This is a genomic window from Bifidobacterium apis, assembly GCF_036986835.1.
Taxonomy (GTDB): domain Bacteria; phylum Actinomycetota; class Actinomycetes; order Actinomycetales; family Bifidobacteriaceae; genus Bombiscardovia; species Bombiscardovia apis_A.
On record NZ_BTXD01000001.1, the window covers coordinates 744,089 to 768,268 of the forward strand.

General features: G+C 63.3%; 18 protein-coding genes, 3 pseudogenes and 1 riboswitch. Of the genes and pseudogenes, 15 read left to right on the forward strand and 6 right to left on the reverse strand.

The window, feature by feature from the left end:
* Nucleotides 1–54 precede the first annotated feature (54 nt).
* The gene (locus AACP62_RS03095) at nt 55–1,251 is read left to right on the forward strand and encodes an Mrp/NBP35 family ATP-binding protein (protein WP_198177512.1); all 1,197 of its coding nucleotides are present in this window, start codon (nt 55–57) and stop codon (nt 1,249–1,251) included.
* 133 nt (nt 1,252–1,384) lie between these two features.
* Here AACP62_RS03095 and AACP62_RS03100 read toward each other — a convergent pair whose 3' ends face one another.
* The 5 genes from AACP62_RS03100 to AACP62_RS03120 all read right to left on the reverse strand — a co-directional run bounded on the left by AACP62_RS03100 (nt 1,385) and on the right by AACP62_RS03120 (nt 7,553).
* Nucleotides 1,385–2,731 (reverse strand): MFS transporter, encoded by a 1,347-nt coding sequence (locus AACP62_RS03100; RefSeq protein ID WP_339346233.1) that lies wholly within the window; start codon nt 2,729–2,731, stop codon nt 1,385–1,387.
* 202 nt (nt 2,732–2,933) lie between these two features.
* Nucleotides 2,934–4,370, reverse strand: a complete 1,437-nt coding sequence (glnA, locus tag AACP62_RS03105) for a type I glutamate--ammonia ligase (protein ID WP_029678414.1) — start codon at nt 4,368–4,370, stop codon at nt 2,934–2,936.
* Nucleotides 4,371–4,514: 144 nt separating this feature from the next.
* Nucleotides 4,515–5,249, reverse strand: coding sequence for a DUF4191 domain-containing protein (locus AACP62_RS03110; RefSeq protein WP_198180000.1), 735 nt, complete (start codon nt 5,247–5,249; stop codon nt 4,515–4,517).
* Between the two features lie 48 nt (nt 5,250–5,297).
* Nucleotides 5,298–6,785, reverse strand: coding sequence for a dihydrolipoyl dehydrogenase family protein (locus AACP62_RS03115; RefSeq protein WP_339346235.1), 1,488 nt, complete (start codon nt 6,783–6,785; stop codon nt 5,298–5,300).
* A gap of 141 nt (nt 6,786–6,926) precedes the next feature.
* Nucleotides 6,927–7,553, reverse strand: coding sequence for a DUF3043 domain-containing protein (locus AACP62_RS03120; RefSeq protein ID WP_339346237.1), 627 nt, complete (start codon nt 7,551–7,553; stop codon nt 6,927–6,929).
* 66 nt (nt 7,554–7,619) lie between these two features.
* On the opposite strand from AACP62_RS03120, the gene AACP62_RS03125 reads away from it, so the two are divergent.
* The 5 genes and pseudogenes from AACP62_RS03125 to AACP62_RS08345 all read left to right on the forward strand — a co-directional run.
* Nucleotides 7,620–8,996 carry a dipeptidase gene (locus tag AACP62_RS03125; protein WP_339346238.1) on the forward strand — a complete coding sequence of 459 codons (1,377 nt, stop codon included), beginning with the start codon at nt 7,620–7,622 and terminating at the stop codon, nt 8,994–8,996.
* A gap of 27 nt (nt 8,997–9,023) precedes the next feature.
* Nucleotides 9,024–9,139, forward strand: a riboswitch (TPP riboswitch).
* A gap of 49 nt (nt 9,140–9,188) precedes the next feature.
* Nucleotides 9,189–9,863, forward strand: coding sequence for an ECF transporter S component (locus AACP62_RS03130; RefSeq protein ID WP_339346239.1), 675 nt, complete (start codon nt 9,189–9,191; stop codon nt 9,861–9,863).
* Nucleotides 9,864–9,873: 10 nt separating this feature from the next.
* Nucleotides 9,874–10,434, forward strand: a pseudogene (locus AACP62_RS08335) (energy-coupling factor ABC transporter ATP-binding protein); the annotation flags it as partial.
* Nucleotides 10,435–10,647: 213 nt separating this feature from the next.
* Nucleotides 10,648–11,331 (forward strand): annotated as a pseudogene (locus AACP62_RS08340) (energy-coupling factor ABC transporter ATP-binding protein); the annotation flags it as partial.
* A gap of 309 nt (nt 11,332–11,640) precedes the next feature.
* Nucleotides 11,641–12,369 (forward strand): annotated as a pseudogene (locus AACP62_RS08345) (energy-coupling factor transporter transmembrane component T family protein); the annotation flags it as partial.
* Nucleotides 12,370–12,481: 112 nt separating this feature from the next.
* On the opposite strand, the gene AACP62_RS03140 reads toward AACP62_RS08345, so the two are convergent.
* Complete coding sequence (locus AACP62_RS03140; protein ID WP_015022073.1) at nt 12,482–13,102, reverse strand: superoxide dismutase; 621 nt, start codon at nt 13,100–13,102, stop codon at nt 12,482–12,484.
* 235 nt (nt 13,103–13,337) lie between these two features.
* Between AACP62_RS03140 and AACP62_RS03145 the strand changes: the two genes are divergently transcribed.
* From AACP62_RS03145 to AACP62_RS03185, 9 genes are all read left to right on the forward strand, one after another.
* Nucleotides 13,338–14,258: a TrmH family RNA methyltransferase gene (locus tag AACP62_RS03145; protein WP_339346243.1), complete on the forward strand. Its 921-nt coding sequence runs from the start codon at nt 13,338–13,340 to the stop codon at nt 14,256–14,258.
* 69 nt (nt 14,259–14,327) lie between these two features.
* Complete coding sequence (gene pheS, locus AACP62_RS03150) at nt 14,328–15,395, forward strand: phenylalanine--tRNA ligase subunit alpha (RefSeq protein WP_339346244.1); 1,068 nt, start codon at nt 14,328–14,330, stop codon at nt 15,393–15,395.
* 7 nt (nt 15,396–15,402) lie between these two features.
* A complete protein-coding gene (gene pheT / locus AACP62_RS03155) occupies nt 15,403–18,009 on the forward strand; it encodes a phenylalanine--tRNA ligase subunit beta (RefSeq protein ID WP_339346246.1) in 2,607 nt (868 codons plus the stop codon).
* A gap of 25 nt (nt 18,010–18,034) precedes the next feature.
* A complete protein-coding gene (locus AACP62_RS03160; RefSeq protein WP_288805424.1) occupies nt 18,035–18,646 on the forward strand; it encodes a DUF4190 domain-containing protein in 612 nt (203 codons plus the stop codon).
* 267 nt (nt 18,647–18,913) lie between these two features.
* A complete protein-coding gene (locus AACP62_RS03165; RefSeq protein WP_339346249.1) occupies nt 18,914–19,513 on the forward strand; it encodes a DJ-1/PfpI family protein in 600 nt (199 codons plus the stop codon).
* Between the two features lie 74 nt (nt 19,514–19,587).
* Nucleotides 19,588–20,679 carry an N-acetyl-gamma-glutamyl-phosphate reductase gene (gene argC, locus AACP62_RS03170; protein WP_339346252.1) on the forward strand — a complete coding sequence of 364 codons (1,092 nt, stop codon included), beginning with the start codon at nt 19,588–19,590 and terminating at the stop codon, nt 20,677–20,679.
* Nucleotides 20,676–21,845 (forward strand): bifunctional glutamate N-acetyltransferase/amino-acid acetyltransferase ArgJ, encoded by a 1,170-nt coding sequence (gene argJ, locus AACP62_RS03175; RefSeq protein WP_154312516.1) that lies wholly within the window; start codon nt 20,676–20,678, stop codon nt 21,843–21,845. The genes argC and argJ overlap by 4 nt, the downstream gene beginning before the upstream one ends.
* A 64-nt stretch (nt 21,846–21,909) precedes the next feature.
* Nucleotides 21,910–22,857 carry an acetylglutamate kinase gene (argB, locus tag AACP62_RS03180; protein ID WP_044097800.1) on the forward strand — a complete coding sequence of 316 codons (948 nt, stop codon included), beginning with the start codon at nt 21,910–21,912 and terminating at the stop codon, nt 22,855–22,857.
* A complete protein-coding gene (locus tag AACP62_RS03185) occupies nt 22,844–24,160 on the forward strand; it encodes an acetylornithine transaminase (RefSeq protein ID WP_154312515.1) in 1,317 nt (438 codons plus the stop codon). Before argB ends, AACP62_RS03185 begins: the two co-directional genes overlap by 14 nt.
* Nucleotides 24,161–24,180 lie beyond the last annotated feature (20 nt).

Below are 24,180 nucleotides of genomic sequence, written 5' to 3' on the forward strand. Positions count from 1 at the left end.
TATCCGACCAGCCGTCCCCTGGCAGCCGATGGCTGGGCGCGATATGGTGACGGCATGGAACAAGTAGAGCATCGCAAGGAAGGGACCCGGAATCTGGAGGAGCTGCCTCGAAGAATAAAGGGGGAGGTCTATGAGCGGCTCAGTCGGGTCATCGATCCGGAACTGGGACGGTCCATCACCGATCTGGGCATGATCACCGACATCATCGTCGAGCCAGCCAGGGATGTCCAGGCCGACTATGAGGTGACCGTGCGGGTGGAGCTGACCATCAAGGGATGCCCGCTGTCGACCACCATCACCAACCAGATCAACGGGACCGTGACCTCCTATCCGCGAGCTCGGCTGCGCCCGCATATCGATGTCTCCTCCATGAGTCGGGAGAAGCTGGACAACCTGGTGGCCGACCTCAAGGCGGCCCGGCGCAGCAATCCCTTCTCCAAGCCTGGCGTGGGCACCCGCATCTTCGCCATCGCCTCGGGCAAGGGAGGCGTGGGCAAGTCCTCGGTGACCGTCAATCTGGCGGCCACGCTGGCAGCACTGGGTTATGACACGGCCGCCATCGACGCGGACATCTACGGGTTCTCCCTGCCTGGGCTCTTCGGCGTGCACAGCAGGCCCACCAATCTGCACGGCATGCTGATGCCGGTCACTGCCTGGGGGGTCAAGCTGATCTCCATCGGCATGTTCGCCGGTTCGGATCGGGCCATCCTCTGGAGGGGTCCGCGCCTGCAGCGCTCGCTGGAGCAGTTCCTCTCCGATGTCTGGTGGGGCGACCCCGACGTGCTCCTGCTGGATCTGGCCCCAGGCACCGGAGACATGGCCCTGTCCGTGGCCCAGGCTCTGCCCAACAGCCGACTGATCGTGGTCACCACCCCCCAACCTTCGGCCTCGCAGGTTGCCGTGCGTTCAGGGCTGGTGGCCCTCCAGCTGCCCACCAAGGTCCAGGGTGTGATCGAAAACATGTCCTGGTACGAGCACAATGGCGAGCGTCTGCGCATCTTCGGTCAGGGGGGAGGCCAGCGTGTGGCCGACCAGCTGACCCGGGATCTGGGGTATCAGGTGCCCCTGCTGGAACAACTGCCCCTGCAGACCGACCTGCGCGAGTCGGGGGAGTCCGGACGTCCGGCCGTGCTCAGACCAGATGGTTCCCTGGACGATTCTCCGCTGACCAGACGGTTTGTGGACCTGGCCAAGACCCTGATGGCGGGTTCGGAGCCCGGCGATGCCCATAGGGCAGCCGATGAAGACTGACTTTAAACGAGGACTGACTCTCAAGAGGTAACTCAGTCTGTCGGACTGGTCATTGCGGGTATGCCTTTTTGACCGCTCCTCGAATCGACCGCCCCTTAAAAGTTGTCGGTCCGGTGCCATGCCTTGCCTGAGGTCAGACGGCGGCCGGGCTCTTCTTGCTGGTGATCTGCTGCGAGGGGATGGCCAGGAACCAGGGGACGGCCAGCACGACCAGGCCGATGGCGCACATGGCCAGGAAGGGAATGGCCTCATGCCCGGCCAGGATGTAAGAGGCGAACATGGGTCCCACGATGTAGCCCAGGGAAGCGGCGGTGTTGAGCAGGCCAAACATGCGCCCGCTGAACGAGGGTCCGGCCAGCTCGGCGGCCACCACCGGCTGGGAGATGCCCATCATGACCTCGCCCAGCCCGAAGATGGTGATGCCCAGGGATGCCACGCTCAGGGCGCCGGCAGTGGAATCCAGGCGCAGGCCCAGGACGATGATCACCCAGGCCGCAGCCCAGAAGACCGGTACGGTGCGCAACATTCGCACATGGTTGGCGTCCTTGAGGCGGGGCAGCAGCACGATGTTCATGATGACCACCGAGAAGGTGTTGACCACATCCACCACCGACAGGGACCAGCGGGGGATGTGCGGATCGGAGATCAGGGTGGTGACCAGGCCGGCGTCGAACTGGGAGTAGCCGAACAGGTCCATGAAGAAGGTGCCCAGGGTCAGCAGGGCCATGGATGCCAGCACCCTGGTCAGGGAGCTGGTCCGTCCGCCGAAGGTGCCGTTGATGGCCATGCTTGCTTTGTTGTCCGAGTGCTTAGTCTGCAGGGCGCCGATGGCCCCAGCGGATTCCTGGACGACCTCCCGCTCCGCCTGGGCCTTGAGCTCGGCCGTCAGGCGACGCAGCTGCCAGTGGCGTTCGATGACCAGCAGGGACAGGCTGAGCAGGGCGAATCCCAGGGCCCTGCCGCCAAAACCAATGCGATAGAGGAAGTCCTGACCGCCTGCGGCCAGCAGTCCGCCCACGGCCGCTCCCAGGCCGATGCCCAGGTTGAGCTCGGCCTGGTTGATTCCGTAGACGATCCGGTGTTGCTCCCTGGTGGAGATCTGTGTCAGAATGCTGGCCCAGGAGGTCTGCATGCCCATCCCCAGGCCCGAGACGAAGGCGCCCGCCACCGCTGCCCGGTAGTCGTGGGCCATGGTGAAGATCAGGGGGCCGATGACCGAGAAGATCATGGCCGTGTGCATGGCCAGCCAGGAGGAGCGACGGTCCGAGACCCATCCGATGATGGGGTTGGAGATCAGGGACCCCACCGAGCTGATGGTCACCAGAAGGGCGGCCTCGCTCATGGTGGCGCCCAGGGAGTGGGTGGCGAAGAGCAACTCAATGGGCATGACCAGGCCGATGCCGAAGTTGCACATGAGGTCCACGATGAGCATGGCTCGCAGATATACGGGCAACTCCATGAACTCACGCAGCCAGCGCATCGGTCTCCACCTCCATCGGATCTGTTTCCATACCTCTCCTCATTCTGGCCTGACCGCCTGCCGGTATGCCGGGGCTGGCGTGTTGCCATCAATGGGCGAATGCCGATGGTTGTGTGACGACGCAAAAGGCCCGATCCCTCAGCAGGAAGAATCGGGCCTTTTGCGACCTGTCCGGTCAGCCGGCCTTGGTCGTCATGCGAACTCAGATGTGGAAGTAGAGCTCGTATTCCAGGGGGGTGGGGGCCAGACGGGTCTGGTCCAGCTCGCCGCGCTTCAAATCCAGCCAGGTCTGGATCAGGTCGTCGGTAAAGACGTCGCCCTCGCTGAGGAAGTCATGGTCCTCCTCCAGGGCGTTCAGGGCCTCCTCCAGGGAGCCGGGCACCTGCTTGATCTGGGCGTGCTCCTCCGGGGGCAGCTCGTAGAGGTCCTTGTCGATGGGTGCCGGAGGCTCGGTGTGGTTGAGGATGCCGTCCAGTCCTGCCATCAGCTGGGCCGAGAAGGCCAGGAAGGGGTTGCAGGAGGGGTCGGGGGCGCGGAACTCGATCCGCTTGGCAGCCGGTGAGGTTCCGGCCAGGGGGATGCGGATGGCCGCCGAACGGTTCCGGGCAGAGTAGACCAGGTTGACCGGGGCCTCATACCCGGGCACCAACCGCTTGTAGGAGTTGGTGGAGGGGTTGGTGAAAGCCAGGACGGACGAGGCATGCTCGATCAGGCCGCCCACATACCAGCGGGCGATGTCGGAGAGCCCACCGTAGCCATTCTCGTCATAGAAGAGGGGCTTGCCATCCTTCCAGAGGGACTGGTGGCAGTGCATGCCGGTTCCGTTGTCCCCGGCGATGGGCTTGGGCATGAAAGTGGCCGCCTTGCCGGCCAGGGCAGCGGTCTCGTGGACCACGTACTTGTACTTCATCAGGTCGTCGCCAGCGTGCAACAGGGTGTTGAAACGGTAGTTGATCTCCTGCTGGCCGGCGCCGCCCACCTCGTGATGGGAGCGCTCCAGAATCAGACCCACCTTCTGCAGGTTGGCCACCATGTCGTCGCGCAGATCCTGATAGTGGTCAATTGGCGGTACTGGGAAGTAGCCCTTCTTGACCCGGTTCTTGAAACCTATGTTGTCGGAGCCGTCCTCCTCGACATCCACGCCCGAGTTCCAGGGGGCCTCGATGGAGTCGACCTCGTAGAAGGAGCGTTGCATGCTGTTCTCGAAGCGGACCTTGTCGAAGATGAAGAACTCAGCCTCAGGAGCGAAGGAAGCCGTGTCGGCGATGCCGGTGGAGCGCAGGTAGGCCTCGGCCTTGGAGGCGATCTGCCGGGGGTCGCGGGAGTAGGGCTCGTCGGTCACCGGGTCCACGATGGAGAAGGCTACATTCAAAGTGCGGTGGCGGCGGAAGGGATCCAGATAGGCTGTTTCAGGATCCGGAATCAGCTTCATGTCGGACTCGTTGATGGCTTGGAAGCCTTGGACGGAGGAGCCGTCGAAGGCCATGCCGTCCGTGAAAGCCTCTTTGAGGAATTCGCTGGCGGGGACGGTGAAGTGCTGCTGGACCCCAATCAGGTCCGTGAACCTGACTGAGACATATTCCACGCCCTCCTGGTTTATCAGAGCTTCGCAATCGGCCTTTGACTTAAGTTCGCTCACTGAACTGCTCCTTTCGTGGAAACCGTAACGGTCACCCAGTCTAGGGGACCGGTTTTTTCGGCAATTCGCCACTGAGGTTACGGGGGTGTTTCATGCGAAGGTCCCGGCGCCTCCCTGCTGGAAGATGCCGGGACCTTCAAAACATCAGCGCCCGCGCATGGCCTTGCGGCTGACGTGTATCTTGGTCGGATCGATGCCCTTGGGCATTCCCAGGGCGCTCTGCCGCTTTTGCAGGGTGACCAGCCGGTCGTTCAGGGTCTCCAGCTCGGTGGCGGTCAGCTTGATCTTCTTTTTGACCACGGTGCGCTGGAGCTTGTTCAGCGGAACCTGGTCGGGACCGTGGCCCACGCTGATCCGGTATATGGGTATGGCAGACCCGCGGGTGATGCGGCGGATCTTCTCCTCCTCGCGGTTCATGGCCTTGTTGACGCGGTTGTAATCGCCCTCGGCTATCAGGTAGACCCCGGTGCGACCGGTGCCCCTCCAGACGGCATCCTTGGTCTTGGCGTCGATCCAGACGGGTTCCTGGGGGAAGGAGAAGCCTGCCTTGGAGATGCTGCTCAGCACGGCGGCGGCAGCGCCTGGACGACCCTCCATCTTGGCGTAGCCGACCCGGTCGGAACGTCTGGTCAGGGTCATGGTGGCCAGGAGCAGGCCGACCATGATGCCCAGAAGCACGGTCAGAATCCAGGACAGCCAGCCGAAGTGGGCCAGCAGGCAGATCACCACCGCTATCAGTGTGGGTACCAGAATGGCCGCGGCCAGCAGCCAGGGAAGGGCTTTGTCCTCTGCGTAAGTGAATTGATAGATCTTGACGATCTGGCTGATCGTGCTGGTCTTCTTTTTTGCTTTTTTGCCCTTGGTGTCCTCTGTAGCCATGCCATCCTCACTCGGAAACGTTCACTGGTTGACCAGTCTACCGCATGCCTATCGCATGTTCAGGGGTCTGCCGTCAGCCTTGAGCAGGGCCTCTCCAATGGCTTCCGAGAAGGTGGGATGGGGGTGGATGAGCCCGGCCGCCCGGTGCAGGGGGATCTGGTTGCCAACCAGCTGCTGGGCCTCGGCGATGTTCTCGGAGGCCTGGGGGGATACCATCTCCAGACCGACAACCATCTGCTTCTCCATGTCGGTGGCCGGGCAGGCGGTGATCAGACTGAGGGTGCCCTGCATGCCGCTCATGCGCATGCGCGAGTTGGACATCATGGGGTAGATGGTCTCCTTGACCTGGTTCAGCGATGGATCGTCCTCGGCCTCCTGACGGCTGAAGCCCACAGCTGCGGCCTGGGGGGAGGAGAAGACCACGCGGGGGATGGTGGCCTCGTTGACCGGCTCGGGGTCCAGGCCGGAGGCGGCATCGGCCAGGGTGATGCCCTGCTGGAAGGCCCTGTGGGCCAGATGGTGACCCGGGGTGATGTCGCCCAGGGCCCAGACCCGGTCACGGCTGGTGCGCCCCTGGGAGTCGGTCAGGACCTGGCCATGGTCGTCCAGATCGATGCCCAGCTCCTTCATGTGCTCGGGATCGGTATTGGGGTCCCTGCCGATGGCCACCAGGACCAGATCGGTCTCGATCGTTCCCGCCTGGCCCTTGTCGTCCGTTGGCTGGTAGTCGACCTGAATGCCTCCATCAGCGGGTAGATGGTGCCCGCCCGAACAGCGGGCATGGGTAATGATTTGAATTCCCTGACGCTCCAACTCCCGGGTCAGAATCTGACCGGTCCGCCGACCCCAGTGGGAGAGCACCCGGTCCCGTCTGATCATCAGGGTCACCTGGCAACCGGCTTGATTCCAAATGGTGGCGAATTCCAGGGCCACAGCCCCTGATCCGATAATCAGAGCCCGGTGGGGGAAAGGCTTGAGGGTCAGGGCCCGGTCGGTGTCGATGACCAGATCATCGAAGGGGAGTTCTTCCAGGGCCCTGGCATGAGAACCGGTGGCCAGGATGGTGTCGCAGGTTGTCAGGCGGGTTCGATTGCCGTCATCGTCGGTCACCTCTACCAGGCCGTCGCCGACGATGGTGCCGTGGCCGTGCACCACGGTGATGCCGCGTTGCTTCAGCAGGCTTGACAGGCCTCCGGTCATGGCATCAACCATCCGGTCCTGATAATCCTGGAGCTTCCGGTAGTCGATATCGGCCGACTTGACGTTGATGCCCATGGCGGCCCCGAGGTCGGCCTGTTCGAGAACCTGGGTGGCGGTCAGCAGGGCCTTGGTGGGGATGCATCCCCGGTTCAGACAGACACCGCCAACAACAGGGTCCTGCTCGACCAGGGCCACCCTTCCGCCCAGCTCTGCCGTGCGAAGGGCCGTGGCATAGCCGCCTGGGCCGGATCCGATGATGATGGTGTCGTACTGGCGGCTGTTGGCATCCCAGGGGTCCAGGGACTGCGTACCGGGTTGGTTGATCGATTGCTGCATAACAATCAATGCTAGCCGTAGAGGCTGGGAGAATGAAGACCATCAGCAGAATGTGGAGTGAATACGAAGAACGCCCGGAACCTCAAGTGGAACCGGGCGGCGCGGCTAATCGATGGGTCGGTAAGTCAGGACAACCGGCTGTCACTTAGGCCAGTGCCCACGCTTGCTCTGGCTGGGCTTGGGAACCCGCCAGCGCCGGACCATCATAGCCCGCTGCCATGCATAGGAGGCCGAGCGTGAACCCTTGGCCACCGAGCGCTCGCCGAACTTGTCGATCAGCAGCCGCTTGAGCTTGCGCCACATCAGCCAGGTGTCGATCAGGGCCACGATCAGGTAGCCATATAGAAAGATGGTTACCACCATGGTGAAAGTGGCGTAATGCTGCGGACCCACGAACATACCCATCAGGGTGGCCACGAACATGAGGATGATGGCCGGGAAGATCCATTCCAGCAGATTGAAGCGGGCATCCACATAGTCGCGGATGTAGATTCTCCAGGGAAGGCGCTCCGACTTGGGCATGTGGTCGATGTCGCCGGTCCTCATGGCCTCGTACTGGGCATCCTCACGGGCTCGGATCCGGGCCTTGGCGGCCTTGCGTGAGGCCTTGCGGTCCTTGGGTACCAGAGGGCGTAGGTTCCGGGCCTCGGCCTGCTTGCGCTTAGGGGTGGGGCGTCCCTTGCCTCGTGCCTCTTCAGTGGAGGCCTTCTGGTCCGCCTCCGCCTCTTTGTCCCGTCGATCCTTGCGTGAGAAGGGGTTCCATGTCATGCGAACAGGTTACGGTGACGCCTAGACTCGCAAGCATTGATACGCAAGCAATTATAGGAGGTAGCGATGGCGGGACTGGGTCTGGAGACGATCCGCACCCGTGTGCAGGACGATAGGAGCCGGATCGTCGATCTGCTCAAGGACAAGATCGCCCTGGCCTCGGTCTCGGCCAAGGGGATCACCGGGGATCACATGCGCCGCTCGGCCGACTATGTGGCCGGGCAGCTTAGACAGGTGGGCGTGGATGCCCGGGTGGTCCAGGCCACCAATCCTGACGGCACCCTGGGCGCCTTCGAGGTGATCGGATCCCGGCAGGTGGATCCCGATGCCCCGACTGTCCTTCTCTATGCCCATCACGATGTGCAGCCGGTGCCCGATTCCTCCCAGTGGTCCACTGATCCCTTTACCGGTGTCGAGAAGGATGGACGGCTCTACGGACGCGGATCGGCCGACGACGGCGGCGGCATCGCCATCCACTCGGGGGCCCTGCACGCCTTGGACAAGGACCTGCGCGTCAACGTCAAGGTCTTCATCGAGGGGGAGGAGGAGATGGGCTCGCGCAGCTTCATCCCCTTCCTCCAGGCTCATCGGGACGACTTCGCATCGGACCTGATCATCGTGGCCGACTCGGGCAACTGGTCGGCGGACACCCCAAGCCTGACCACCTCCCTACGAGGGAATGCGGACCTGGATGTCACGGTCACAGCCCTGGAGCACCCGGTCCATTCCGGGCAGTTCGGCGGGCCCATCCTGGATGCCAACACCCTGGCCGCCATGCTGATCGCCTCCATGTATGACGACCAGGGCCAGCTTGCCGTGCCCGGCCTGGAGGGCGGCCAACCCATCGGCGGCCTGCAGCGTGACCTGGACCAGGCCCAGCTGCGTGCCGATGCCGGAGTGGTGGACTCCTACCGGCTGGTCGGAACCGACTCCCTGGCCTCCCGGCTCTGGACCAAACCTGCGGCGGCCGTGATCGGCTTCGATGCCCACCCTGTAGAGGGTTCCTTCAACGTGCTGGCCGATAAGACCCGCTTCCGCATTTCCCTGCGCACCGCCCCCACCCAGCGGCCCGAGCAGGCCGCGCAGGCACTGGCCGATTTCCTGATTGCCCATGCCCCTCATGGGGCCAGGGTGGAGGTCACGCCCGGCGACATGGGCATGGGATGGGCCATGGACGCCGGCAGTCCGGTGGTCCGGCAGGCCGAGGAGGCCATGCGGCAGGCCTTCGGACGCGACCCGGTCAACAAGGGCGAGGGCGGATCCATCCCCTTCATTCCCGAACTCAAGCGGCTCTTCCCCGAGGCCCAGGTCCTGGTGACCGGTCCCGAGGATCCCCAGTCCAATGCCCACAGTCCGAACGAGTCCATCTCCCTGCAGGGCCTGGTCGACAACATCATCACCGAGGCCCTCCTGCTGGATTCCCTGGGCGCGGGTCAGAACTGACTTTTTGGCCACGGTGTGTTCTAGGGTTATTGGTGACACGGGGGCCGTATGCCTGAGGGCGTGCGGCTGAGAGGAGGCTCAGCCTCAACCGGACGAACGTTTACCGGGTAATGCCGGCGCACGGATGTCACTGGACCCGTGCCTGAACGGGATGGCGCTCATAGGGAGCGCCCCGAGGAAAGGCACAAGATCATGACCGATGGTCATTTCATGAACAATACTGTTTCCGGATCGGAGCCGGAGTCTGAGCGGACCCCCTCCCAGGTCAGGATCCCCTCCAAACGGTGGAGGGTGGTGGATATCGCCGTCGCCTCGGTCATCGGGGTGGCCTCCGCCGTCATCTACTGGGTGGTCGCCATGGTGACCACCATTCCCTGGTCCTTCCTGGATGGGGTTGTGCCCGGTCTGGGAGGTATCCTCAACGGCCTCTACCTATTCGCCGGGCCCCTGGCTTTGGTCATCGTACGCAAGCCGGGGGCTGCCGTCTACGCCGAGCTGGTGGCAGCCATCCTGGAGTCGCTGTTGGGCAGCCAATGGGTGCCTGTGGAGACCATACTGATCGGTCTGCTTCAGGGCTTCATGGCCGAGCTGGTCTTCATGCTGCTGCGTTATCGGCGTTGGAACATGCCCACGGTGGCGCTGTCCGGTGCGGCAGCTGGTTTCGGCTGCTGGCTATACTCCTTCTGCACGCACCTGCAGGCCATCAACCTGACCGGCCCCTACGGGGTGATCTATCTGATAGCCACCCTGATTTCGGGTGCTCTGATTGCCGGAGTGCTGGTTTGGTACCTCTATAAGGCCATCGCCGCGACCGGGGCTCTGGACCGCTTCGCCTCCGGCCGCGATATTCGTACGGTCGGGAAGTAGAGGCCCGAGCGTGGACCAGAGCATCCAGGACAACCCCTACCGACCAGCGGCCTTGGAACTGCGCGGCTGGGGTTATCGGCATGCCTACCGGAACCACTTCGCCGTCAGGGATCTGTCCCTGAGCATTCCTGCAGGTCAGCGGGTGCTTCTGCTGGGAGCTTCCGGCATTGGCAAATCGACAATCCTTGAGGGTGTGGCCGGGTTGCTGGGCGATCATGCCCCGCAGAGCAGCCAGGACCAGGTAGAGGATGACGAGGGCGGGGTGACCCAGGGCCAGGTCCTGATTGACGGTAATCCCGCTGTCTCCAGCCGGGGGCGTGTGGGCCTGGTCCTGCAGGACCCGGATGCTCAGGCCATCTTTCAACGGTTGGGTGACAATGTGGCCTTCGGGCCCGAGAACATGGGGCTGCCCCGCCAGGAGATTTGGCCACGGGTGCGGAAGGCCATGGCCGAGGTGGGTTTGGCTGACCTGCAACTGACCCGGTCCACCATGCACCTGAGCGGAGGGCAGATGCAGCGTCTGGCCCTGGCCGGCGCCCTGGCCATGCAGCCTGGGCTGCTCTTATTGGACGAACCTACGGCCAACCTGGACCCGGTCGGCGTCGAGCAGATAGTCGATGCCGTCAGGAAGGTCCTGGACCGGCAAGGCTCCACCATGGTTCTGGTCGAGCACCGAGCAGGGCCTTGGATGGACATGATCGACCGGGTCATCGTGCTTGGGCTGGGCGAGGTTGAAGATGGCACCGGCGGTTCGGGTGCTGCGGCTTATCGCAAGACTGTGATCATGGCCGACGGCAGCCCCCAGGAGGTCTTCACTGATTCCGGGTTGGACCTGGCATCCCTGGGTGTCTGGGTTCCAGAAGCCTACAGGAGCGCCGGGGATTCGCTCCCTGAGCTTGGACGGGTCCAGGCCAGGTCAAGGCAATCCTGCTCCGGCCAGGATGATCATCCCGTCCTGCTGGCTGCTCAGGATCTGGCGGTGGGTCGTCAGGGCAAGGCAGTGGCCGAGCACATCAATCTGGAATTCAGGGCCGGTCAGGTCACCGCCCTGGTGGGGGCCAACGGGGCCGGCAAGTCCACTTTGGCCATGACCCTGGCTGGTCTGCTGGAGCCGGTGACCGGTTCGGTCCTTGCCCGGGATCGCCTGCTTCGGGGACCCCAGGGGCAGATGCCTGCGGAGCCCGAGCCCATCCGGTGGACCTCATCCCAGCTGGCCGCGCGCATCGCCTACGTCTTTCAGAATCCTGAGCATCAGTTCGCCCGGGGTACGGTCCTGGATGAGGTCAAACTGGCCCCTATCCGCACCGGCATGAGCGAGGAGCAGGCCCAGACCCGCGCCCTGGAACTGTTGGGCCGCTTCAGACTGAGGCAGTACGGGCGAGCCAACCCCTACACGCTCTCGGGCGGCGAAAAGAGGCGGCTCACCGTGGCCTCGGCCCTGGCCGCTGCACCCCAGGTGCTGATTCTTGACGAGCCCACCTTCGGCCAGGACAGGAACACCTGGGTCAGCATGGCCCAGCTGATTGCAGACCTGCGCGACCAGGGAGCCTGCATCATCCTGGTCACCCACGACCGGGAGCTGGTTCAGGCCCTGGATGCCCGCCTGGTGGAAATGACGCCTCCGGGAGCCCAGAAGACCGTCTGGCCTGCAGCCGGGTCAGATTTGCAGACTCGTCAGAAGACTGTTGCCGCCAGGCTGACCGTCACACCAATGGACCAGCGGGACGAGCCGGTCAAGCCGGCCAGCCGGTCGCCATACATAGCCTCCATCAATCCGGCCTTCCGTCTGATCGGGGCCTTTCTGGCGGCTCTGCCCCTGCTGATCAGCCTGGACTCGGTCTCGGCCACGACGGCCCTGATTCTGGAGTTCCTGCTGCTGGGCTCGGCAGGCTTCACGCCCCTGCGCGTGGTCAGATCCACCTGGCCCATCTTCCTGGGGGCGCCAGGTTCGGCCCTGGCGATCATCCTCTATGGCAAGAGCGGCGGCGCGACCTTCTGGCAGTGGGGAATGATCCACATCACCCAGCGCTCGCTGGATCTGGCCCTGGCCACTGCCTTGCGAATCCTGGCCATCGGAATCCCCGCCATCATCACCGTACTGGGAATAGACGCTACCGACCTGGCCGACGCCTTCAGCCAGGTGCTCCACCTGCCTGATCGCTTCGTCTACGGGGGGCTGGCCGGTATGCGGCTCTTCACTGTTCTCAAGGATGATTGGTCGGCCCTGACCGCCTCGCGTCGCAGCCGTGGACTGGGCGATGAGAACCGTTTCAAGGCCTTTATGCCACAGGCTTTCGCCCTGTTGGTCCTGTCCATCAGGCGTTCGACGACCTTGGCCACGGCCATGGAGGCCAGGGGCTTCGGCGGCAGCACACCGCGCACCCATGCCCGGGTCTCCCAGATCAGACCACGTGATGCGGGCTTCCTGCTCATATGCCTGGCCGTGCCCGCGATTTCCCTAACCGTGGCTGCGCTGACCGGCTCCATCGCCTTCTTCGGCAACTGACTGTCGGGGATTTCTGCAGCAGACTCCGGATATGGAGGGACCCCGGTCCTTTCCGCCTCCCGCAGAGAGGGGAAAGGACCGAGGTCCGCCTGTGGGTGGAAGCGCTGGTCTTTTACCTGGCCAGTGTGGTGTTGATGTTGCGCACCTCGTCAAAGCGCTTGGAGGCATCCTCCCAGTTGACGATGTGCCACCAGGCCTTGACGTAGCTGGCCCGGTCGTTCAGGTACTCCAGGTAGTAGGCGTGCTCCCAGAGGTCCAGCAGAACCAGCGGGAAGATGGTGACGGGCAGGTTGCCCTGGTGGTCGTACATCTGCAGGGTGACCAGGCGCTCGCCCAGGGTATCCCAGGCAAGGACGGCCCAGCCGGAGCCCTGGATGCCTGCGCACATGGACTCGAAGTAGGTCTGGAAGCCCTGGAAGGACCCGAACTGGTCCTCGATGGCGGCCTTGAGCTCGCCAGTGGGCTCCTGGCCGATGGCCGGGGCCATGTTCTTCCAGAAGATGGAGTGGTTCTTGTGCCCGGCCAGGTTGAAGGCCAGGTTCTTCTCCAGCAGGTTGGACTGAGCCACGTTGCCGGACTCGGCCGCGTCGTGGATCTGCTCCAGAGCCTTGTTGGCACCGTTCACATAAGCCTGATGGTGCTTGTCATGGTGCAGTTCCATGATCTTGCCGGACACGTACGGCTCCAGCGCCGAGTAGTCGTAGGGCAGATCAGGAAGTGTGTATACGGGCATATCGTCTCCTCACAATGATTCTGGCCAAGCCAGATGAGTGATGGTCGGTCTGCGCCATACCAACGACGGACGTGGTCGACCCGACCGGTTCTTTCACACTAGCCCCTTGTCCGGCGAGCACAAGGGGTGAAGACCTTTCTTTCAGTGAACTTTCCCACAGATGTAGATTCACCGAGGTGAAGCCGCAGGCTTCTGGACTGCGGGGCTCTCGACTGGCGGGGCTAGAGTGGTGCCCATGCCCTTTGATGACACCCTTCTTGACAATCCCCGTGCCCAACGCGTTCATCGCTTGGCTGAACTGCAGGATCGGCGGGCCCGGCAGCGTCATGGCCGCTTCCTGATAGAGGGGCCGCAGAGCGTGCGCGAGGCGGTCCGCTGGCGTCCCGACCTGCTGACTGACCTTTATATTCAGGCGGATGAGTCCTCTCCTGCAGCCCGGGGAAGCCATCTGCGCCCGCTCAACGAGACTGTAGGCGCCATCATGGAGCAGGCTCGGGAGCTTCCTGACTGCTACGGGCACTTTGTCTCCGCCCGGGCCATGCGTGCCATCAGCGGCAATGCCCAGGGAATTCTGGCTCAGGCGCGCACGCACGGATTCCTGGCCCAACCTACGGACCTTGACGATTCCCGGAGCCTGACGGGGGAGGGGTCCGACCTGGTGGCAGCCTTCTGGCAGATTCGTGATCCAGGCAACGCCGGAACCGTCATTCGCACTGCCGACGCTGCCGGTTGCAGGGCGGTCATCCTTGTGGACCAGTGCGTGGAACCCGCCAATCCCAAGGTCATTCGCTCCACAGCTGGATCGGCCTTTCATATACCCCTGATAACTATGGGCACCGAGGACTTCCTGGCCCTGTGCAGACGGCAGGGACGGATCATGGTGGCGGCCGATGTCTATGGCACGCCGGACAAACCGGTCCGCTCCCTGACTGATTTGATGGCAAGCGGCGCCCTGTCACAGCCGGATTCAGCGGGTCAGCCCATGGCCCTGCTCTTCGGCAATGAGGCACGCGGACTGCCCAATGACCTGCTGCAGTCCATGGATCAGATCGTCCGCATACCCATATACGGGCGGGCTGAATCACTCAACTTGGCCACCTCGGCGGCGGTGCTGCTCTACGCCATGGCCATGTCGAGTCGTATTGAAAGAATGTGAAGGCGTCAACGACCGGGATTTCCGCTGATTCGCGGCCCGGACACGGCATTGGCAACAGTGGAAAGGTCCATGGTGGCACAGGAAGAATTCGACCCCGCGGCGATGACCGACGAGGTCAACGAGGGCATCGGCAGGATTCGCGAAGCCTCCGATCTGGAAGAACTCAAGGCGATCAAGGCCAAATATGCGGGGACAGGTTCAGCCCTGGCCGGATCCGGACGGATCATCGGACGGCTGCCAGCGGATCAGAAGAAGACCGCCGGGCGTCTGGCAGGCAAGCTCAAGGCTGATTTCGGCCGTGCCTACGGGCTCAAGGAGCGGCAGCTGCGCCAGGAGGAGGAGTCCCGCCGCCTGGCCGCCGAACAGGTGGACATGACCCTGCCGGTCAACCGCCGTCCCCAGGGCGCCCGCCACCCGTTGTCCAAACTCATGGAGGACGTGGAGGACTTCTTCGTCTCCATGGGTTGGAGCATCGCGCAGGGTCCTGAGCTGGAGGCCGAGTGGTACAACTTCGATGCCCTCAACTTCGGCCCTGACCATCCTGCCCGCCAGATGCAGGACACCTTCTACGTCAAGGGCAGCCAGGCCAGGGACGCCGCCGGTTTCGTCGGGTCCAACATGGTCATGCGTACCCATACCTCGCCCGACCAGGCCCGTTCCCTGATAACCCGTGGTGTGCCGCTCTACGTGGCCTGCACGGGCAGGGTCTTCCGTACCGACGAGCTGGATGCCACCCATACCCCGGTCTTCCACCAATGCGAAGCCATCGCGGTCGATCAGCACCTGACCATGGCCGACCTCAAGGGCACCCTGGACAAGCTCGCCGTGGCCATGTTCGGTCCCGAGGCCCGGACCAGACTGCGTCCCTCATACTTCCCCTTCACCGAGCCCAGCGCCGAGATGGACCTCTGGTTCCCCGACAAGAAGGGCGGTCCCGGATGGATCGAATGGGGAGGCTGCGGCATGGTCAACCCCAATGTTCTGAGGTCGGCCGGCGTGGACCCGCAGCGATACTCAGGCTTCGCCTTCGGTGTGGGGATGGAGCGCACCCTGCTCCTGCGCCACGACATCAATGACATGCACGACCTGGTCGAGGGCGACGTGCGGTTCAGTCAGCAGTTCGAGATGGGGGAGTGACCGTCAGATGCCAATGGTAGATATCGACTGGCTCAAGGAGCATGTGCAGGTCCCTGAGGATCTGACCTATGAACAGTTGGCCAAGGACCTGGTCCGGGTCGGTCTGGAGGAAGAGGACATCCACCAGTCCACGGTGACCGGCCCCATCGTGGTCGGCTATGTGGTGGATGCCGAGCCCGAGCCTCAGAAGAACGGCAAAACCATCAACTGGTGCCATGTGGATGTGGGCGAGCAGTACAACGCCGTGGACGACCAAGGCCGCAAGGTGCCCAGGGGCATCGTCTGCGGGGCCCCGAACATGGCTGCGGGCGAGAAGGTGGTGGTGACCCTGCCGGGGGCGGTCCTGCCTGGGGATTTCCGCATCGAACCGCGCAAGACCTATGGCCACATCTCGGATGGCATGTGCGCCTCCGAGCGTGAGCTGGGGCTGGGCTCGGACCATCAGGGCATTATCCTGCTGCGAGATTACGGGTTCACCCCCGAGCAGTACGATCAGCTCAAGCCCGGGGACGATGCCATGACCCTGTTGCATATGAACAGGCCCGTGCTTGAAATCAACATCACCCCGGACCGTGGCTACGCCTTCTCCTACCGGGGGGTTGCCCGGGAATACCACCACTCCACGGGCGCCGAGTACACGGATCCGGTGATCGAGCTGAACAAGACCGTGCCAGCCTCCGCAACTCAGGAGGATCAGGCTCCGCTGGCCGTGCATGTTGAGGACAACAACCCCATTCATGGTCAGGTCGGCTGTGACCGCTACTATCTGCGGGCCCTGACCGGGTGCGACCCCAAAGCCGCCACTCCCAGCTGGATACGTCGTCGGCTGGTTCGGGCCGGCATGCGCTCCATCAGCCTGCCGGTGGACATCACCAACTACGTCATGCTGGATCTGGGCCAGCCCCTGCACGCCTACGATCTGGACAAGCTCAGCGGCCCCATCGTCGTCCGCAGGGCCAGGCAGGGCGAGCACCTGACAACTCTGGATGGCAAGGATCGCGAGCTCAGCACCGAAGATCTGCTCATCACCGACTCACCCGAGGGACAAGAGGGCTCCCGCATCCTGGGTCTGGCCGGGGTCATGGGCGGTCTGTATGGGGAGGTGACCGATCAGACGAAGAACATCCTGATCGAATCCGCCCACTTCGACCAGGTGACCATCGCCCGGACCGCCCGTCGCCACAAGCTGCCCTCGGAGGCCTCCAAGCGCTTTGAACGTGGGGTCGATCCGCAGATGCAGCCGGCCGCCGCGGCCATGGCCGCCGATCTGTTGCATCGCCTTGCCGGTGGCCAGGACCTGGATGACCCGCTGGATATGGACCAGACCAAGCCCATGCCGGTCATCGACTTCGCGGTCAGCGAGGTGGCACGTCTGACCGGACTGGAGGTGGAGCCCCAGCGCATCGTGGCCATCCTGCGTGACATCGGCTGCACGGTCCAGGGTGATCCTCAGGACCGGCTGTCGGTGACCCCGCCAACCTGGAGGCCCGACCTGGGCGAGGGTTGCGACCTGGTCGAGGAGGTGGCCCGCCTGGTGGGCTATGACCGCATCCCCGTCACCGTGCCATCACCCAAGGTGTCTGGTGCGGTTGGCCTGACCGATCGCCAGCAGCGTCGCCGTTGGGTGGCTGACACCCTGGCCGAGTACGGGCTGACCGAGGTCCTGGACTACCCGTTCGTCGGCGATAATGATTTCAAGGCCTTTGGCATGGATCCTGACGAGGTCCATGTCAACAGCGTGGAGCTGGCCAATCCCATGGCCGCTGACCGGCCCTACCTGCGGCAGAGCCTGCTGCTGCCACTGGCCAATACCGTGGAGCGCAACCTGCGCCGCGGCAACACGGATGTGCGTCTCTTCGAGATCGGCTATGTCTTCCGCCGCGACCCTCAGGCTCCTGCTGTGCCCACCCTTCCTGGCGGCGTGCGGCCCAGCGACGAGGATCTGGCCCGACTCGACCAGGGTCTGCCGGAGCAGCGGTTGCATGTGGCGGCCCTGTTGACTGGCCGCGCCCAGGAGGACGGCTGGCTCAAGGACAGCAGGGATGTGGATTGGACCGATGCAGTCGAATCGGCTCGTCGGGTTCTGGATAGGCTGGGCGCCGACTATCGGCTGGAGCAGCCCCCGGCCGAGCAGGTGCCCGATCAGTGGCATCCGGGCCGTACCGCCAGACTGCTCCTCGATGATGGCACGCTTGCCGGTATGGTGGGCGAGCTGCATCCCCGGGTTGATCAGGCTCTGGGCCTTCCTGCCCATTCGGCCGCCTTCGAGCTGAGTCTGGACACGGTGCTGGACCACCTGGACTACACGCCCCTGCAGGCCAAGCCGGTCTCGACCTTCCCGCCGGTCCGCCAGGATCTGGCCTTCACCGTGCCGGACACGGTCTCGGCAGCGGACCTGACTTCCGCCATCAGAGAAGCGGCTGGGTCTAGTCTTGAATCCATCGAGCTGTTCGACGTTTTCACTGGCGATCAGATCGGTGAGCATGCAAAATCGCTGGCCTTCGCAGTCACTTTCCGCGCCCCGGACCGTACATTGACGTCCGAGGACAGCGAATCCCTGCGCCAGGCCATCGTTGACAAGACTGCGGGTCTGGGTGCCGTACTGCGCGCCTGACCGGGCATCAAGGGGACCGAGGGACATGACGGATTCTCAAGAACAGGGCACAGCCGGTGGACCTGACCGCCAGGATCATGATGGGGTCGACCAGCCCTTGTACGGCGCGCGCGCCGATCGTTATCCAGGATGGAATCCGTACATATACGGTCGCCCGGATCCCGAACCCAAGGCCAAGGAATCCGACTCGTCCCAGGGTAGCCCCGCCAACCGCCCCATGCCCATGGCGGGGCAGCCGGGCCCCGGTGGCGGCGGAAATCCTGGTAATCCCCAAACAGCCCGTCCTGGCACTCCGGGATGGCCTCCCCAGGGCATGCCCAATTTGAACGATCCCTCCCAAAATCCTGTCTACGGTCACTGGGATCCCTGTGCCATCATCGCCTTTTTCATGGCCCTCTTTCTTCCAATGCCTGTGGTTCCAGCTCTGCTCGGCGGCATTTCCATGTATCGGACACGTCACCTGCATATGAAGGGCTACGGGCTGGCCATGGCTGCCCTGATCATCAACCTGCTCTTCACCCTGGCTTGGCTCTGGCTGCTGGCCAACGGCATTTCCCTGAACGACTTCTACCAGCAGATGATGCCGTCGCCCTCAACGGGTGGCGGCGGCTCTGGCGGGGATGGCGTCAGCGCCTGAACTCTCAAGGTACAGGTGCCGCCAGTGTCAGCAGAGGTTTGCGCACCTGTGCAAGCTCATACCCCGTGGGCTGAGAGCAAGAAGCTGTGAAAGAGTACCAGGAAGGACCTGGCAGTTATGGGCCTGGCGGTACCATCGATTGAGGCGGTGATGTCACTTCCCGGAAGTGAGCATTGGCGCCAATGAGTATTCATGCCTGTGCGACTGATGTCAGCCTTGAGACTGATGAGTTGCAGGTCTGCCAGTGGGGAGAGGTTCATTCGAATGGTGCCGGATGTCAATATTGTCGTATTCGACGGATTCGAACCCCTGGATGTCTTCGGGCCCTTTGAGGTTTTCATCAACACAGATGGCGCCTGCGTGCGGATATTCTCCTTGGATGGTCCTGGCGTGAAAGTCAGCGAGGGCGGTGCCAGGGTCGAGGCCCTGGGACCAGAGGAGATCGATCCCAGGGGGGTTCTGCTTATACCGGGCGGGTCGGGCACGCGCGCCCTGGTTGACGATGACCGCTGGCTAAACAATCTGCGGAGCCTGGTTGCGCGGTCTTCGCAGGTGCTGACTGTCTGCACGGGTTCGGCTCTGCTGGCTGCTGCCGGTGCTCTGGATGGTCGGCGGGCAACCTCCAACGATCTGGCCTTTGACTGGGTGGTCAGCACGTGTGAGAGGGTGGATTGGATCAAAGAGGCCCGTTGGGTGGTCGATGGAAAGTTCCGCACCTCCTCGGGCATCTCGGCTGGCATCGATATGGCCTTGGATTATGTTGAAGATACTTGCGGGCCCGAGGCTGCGGACAAGGCCAGCACCCAGATGGAATACATCCGCAACCGGCAGTCCGGTTATGACGCTTTTGCACGGTCGAAAGCATAACGACACGCCAGATTGCATAATTATGCATTTTGTCGCATGACTATTTATGATGGTGCCCGGTGAAAGGAGCGTTCATGCACCAATATACAGTGGCCGTGGTGGGAGCCTCCGGGTATGCCGGTTCTGAAATGATCCGGCTCATGGCCGCTCACCCCGCATTCCGGGTATGCACGGTCACTGGGCGCGATTCAGCGGGTCGACAGCTGGGGGAGTTCTCGCCCAATCTTCCCAATTCACTGGCCTCGCTACAGATTCAGACCACGGATCCGAAGGTCCTGGCTGGCCATGATCTGGTGGTGCTGGCTCTGCCCCATGGTGCCTCCGGTCCCCTGGCAGAACAGCTGGATCCGAAATCCATGCTGATCGATCTGGGTGCCGACCATCGGCTGGAGGATCCGGCCGACTGGCAGGACTACTACGGCGGCCACTTTTTCTCTCCCTGGACCTACGGAATGCCGGAACTATTGACAGCAGAAGGCGTCCGTCAGCGTGAACTGCTCAAGCATGCCCGCCGGATAGCAGGTCCGGGTTGCAACGTAACCGCAGTCACCCTGGCCTTCCAGCCGGCCCTGGCTGCCGGATTGGTGCAGGCCGATGACCTGGTGGGCGATCTTGCCGTGGCCTACTCGGGTGCCGGTCGCTCCAGCAGCAGAATGGATCTACTTGCAGCTGAAGCCATCAATTCAGCCCATCCCTATTCGGTCGGAGGCACCCACAGGCACATCCCCGAAATTCTGCAGAACCTGCGCAAGGCGGAAGCATCCAATCCGGACCTGGGGGGAGGCCATCAACCGATTCGCCTGGGGCTGACCCCTATCCTGGTTCCCATGTCACGTGGAATCCTGGCCGTGGTTTCGGCCAAACTGAACGCGCGTGGACGTGCCTTGGGCGCGGAGGGCATTCGTGCCGTCTGGGAAAAGATCTACGCCAAGGAGCCGTTCGTTGATCTGCTGCCCCAGGGTAGGCTCCCCTCCACGGCTGACGTCTACGGTTCGAACCTGGCACAGGTTCAGGTCCTCACAGACGAACGCGCCGACCGTCTCTATGCTTTCGCAGCCATCGACAACCTGACCCGGGGTACCGCCGGCCAGGCCCTTCAGGCCGTCAACCTGGCCCTGGGTCTGCCCGAGGAAACCGGTCTGACAACCATAGGAGTGGCACCATGAGCATCACCTACGCCGCGGGCTTCCAGACAGGCACCGCCATCGCCCATCGCCCGGGAGGCTCACGCCGCCGCAACCTGGCCTTGGTTGTCAACAAGGGTCCCATGGACACTGCTGTAGGCGTTTTCACTCCCAACCGTTTCCGGGCCGCTCCGGTCATCTGGACCAGTAGGATTTTGGAAGAGGGCCGGGCAGGAGCCGTTGTCATCAATTCAGGCAATGCCAACGCCTGCACGGGTTCCGAGGGCCTGGACCAGGCCAAGGCCATGGCTGAGCGGACAGGCAAGAATCTGGGTCTGCCAGCCGAACAGGTTGCCGTCTGTTCCACCGGGATCATCGGCCACCTGCTGCACCTGGACCCCATACTGGCCGGCATCGACCAGGCGGCTCAGGAGCTGTCGACCAGCCAGGAGGCTGGCGAGGCTGCAGCCAAGGCCATATTGACCACCGACACCTGTACCAAGACTGTGGCCCTGAACGGTTCTGGCTGGCGGCTGGGCGGCATGGTCAAGGGCTCGGGGATGATCGCTCCGCAGCTGGCCACCATGATCTGCCTGATCACCACCGATGCCATTGTGGAGCCTGATCAGACCCGCCGCGCTCTGACCGAGGCCTGTCGGCTCAGCTTCAACCGGATTGATGTGGACGGTTGCATGTCCACCAATGACACGGTCCTGCTCATGGCCTCCGGTGCTTCTGGCGTTCGGCCTGACCCCGATCAGTTCCAGGAGTTGCTCAGCCAGGCCTGCGGTGAGCTCTCCCGTCGCATTGTGGCCGACGGCGAGGGCAGCCGCCACCGTATCCGTATCCAGGTGGACGGTGCCGAGAGCGAGGACGCGGCCCTGGCCTGCGCCCGGGCTGTCTCCGGCTCCACCCTGCTCAAGTGTGCCGTGGCTGGCGAGGATCCCAACTGGGGTCGCGTAGTGGCCTCCCTGGGCACCGTGCCGACTTCGACGGCGGCCTATGATCCGGACCGTGTGGATGTCAGCTTCAACGGAGTCAAGGTCTGCCAAGGAGGCCGCCCCGGCCAGGATCCCTCCCTGGTCGACCTGCACGTGCCCGAGGTCCATATCGATATCGATCTTGGTCAGGGTGACCGCCAGGCCACGGTTTGGACAGATGATCTGACCCACGAATATGTGACCATCAACGCCGACTACCACACCTGATCCGGAGCTTGCGCACGAGCGTGAGGCACCGGAGGCAGAAGCGGCAATGAGGAAAGGGAAAAGGATGGCAGATGGCGAGCAGGAGGCAGAAGCTGAACGGGCCTTGGACGATGTCAGCAAGGCCCAGGTGCTGATTGAGGCCTTGCCCTGGCTGGAGGAGTTTGCAGGTCAGCGGATCGTGGTCAAGTATGGCGGCCATGCCATGGTCGATGACCACCTGCGACAGTGCTTTGCTCAGGATATGGTCTTCCTGCGGCAGGTGGGTATGCACCCGGTGGTTGTCCATGGGGGAGGTCCCCAGATTTCTGACATGCTTCAGGCCCTGGGCATTCCCTCGGTATTCCGCGGTGGTCTTCGGGTGACCACGCCGGAAATCATGAAGGTGGTCCGGATGGTCCTGACTGGTCAGGTGGGCAGGGATTTGGTCGGTGCCATCAATGCTCATGGTCCTATGGCCGTTGGTCTGTCGGGAGAAGATGCCGGCCTGTTCAGCGCTGCCCGTCGTACCGGTATGGTGGATGGCCACCCAGTGGACTTGGGCCTGGTGGGCGAAGTTGTGGCTGTGGATGCTTCGGCCGTGGAGGATCTGATCGATGCCGGGCGGATTCCTGTGGTTTCTTCGGTGGCCCCGGACGAGCAGGACGCCACCCAGGTACTCAACGTGAATGCCGACGCCGCCGCCTCTGCCTTGGCCGCGGCCTTGGGAGCCAGAAAGCTGGTCATTCTCACCGACGTAGAGGGACTCTATGCCGACTGGCCCCAGACTGATTCCCTGGTATCCAGCATTGGCGTGGATCGCCTGGACGGTCTGCTTGGAGACATGAAGGCAGGCATGCGTCCCAAAATGGAGGCCTGCATGCAGGCTGTACGTGCCGGGGTCAGTCAGGCCCACATCATTGACGGGCGCCAGCCGCACTCCATGCTCACTGAAATCTTCACCCAAAACGGGATCGGCACCGTCGTTGTGCCGGGCCATGAAATGGTCATGAGGAGGAGCCATGAACAAGGCTGATCAAGATTGCGGCAAGATCGCGGAGCCAGCCGAAACGGTTGAGGGTCCACAGAGTCGCCAATGGGCCGATCGCTATGACCATGTCCATATGCAGGTCTTTGGAAGGCCAGGCAGGGTCATGGACCACGGCCAAGGTGCATGGATATGGGACGTTGACGGCAACCGTTATCTGGACATGTTGGCGGGGATCGCGGTCAACGCCCTGGGCTACGCCCATCCTGCTTGGAACAAGGCCCTGGCTGAGCAGGCCGGCAAAATGGCCCATATCAGCAACTTTTTCGCCTCACGCCCCCAGATCAAGCTGGCCGAGCGGCTGCTGGAGCTGGCCCAGGCCCCGGATGGTTCACGCGTCTTCTTCTGCAACTCCGGAACCGAGGCCAATGAGGCGGCCATCAAGCTGGCCCGGCTGCATGGCACTCGCATGGGCGGGCATCCCGGCCGAATCCTGGCGCTGACGCACAGTTTTCATGGTCGCAGCATGGGCTCGCTCAGCCTGACTTGGAAGCCAGCCATCCGTGAGCCCTTCCAGCCTCTGGTACCAGGGATGGGCTTCCTGCCGTCCGGTGACCCCAAAGCCCTGGAGGAGGCCATCTCCGGAGAAGAGGCTTCCGACCAGCCAGTAGCCGCCGTCATACTGGAGCTCATCCAAGGCGAGGCTGGCGTGCTGCCGCTGGAGCCCGACTATGTGCAAAAAGTGCGTGAGCTCTGCAGCCAGCATGGTGCGCTGATGATTCTGGACGAGGTGCAGACTGGGATGGGCAGAACAGGCCACTGGTTTGCCTTCCAGGATCAGAGCCTGTCCGGCGGCGCCTGTCCCGATGTGCTCACCTTCGCCAAGGGGGTGGCCGGCGGCTTCCCCATGGGAGGGATGATCACTTTTGGCTCCGGGCCTTCTGGTCTGCTGACCCCAGGTACGCACGGGTCCACCTTCGGCGGCAACCCCCTGGGATCGGCCCTGGCGCTGACCACCCTGGAGACTATCCAGCGGGAGGGTCTGCTGGAGCAAGCAAGACAAATGGGGGAGAGGCTGCGCGATGGCATAGCCGCCTGCGGCAACCCTCTCTTCACCCAGGTCAGAGGCAGAGGCCTGTTGGATGCCGTCCAGTTGAGTTCTCCATGTGCCGGCAAGGTGGGTGCCTGGTGCCTGGACCACGGGCTGATAGTCAATCCCGTAGCCCCTGATGCCCTGCGTCTGGCGCCGCCCCTGATCATCCAGGCCGATCAGATCGACTTGGCTGTCGACATCCTCTCCAAGGTCCCATCCCGTCTCGGGGACATGGGTTCGCAAGGGGATGATCGTTGATTTACAGCGTATAGAGACAT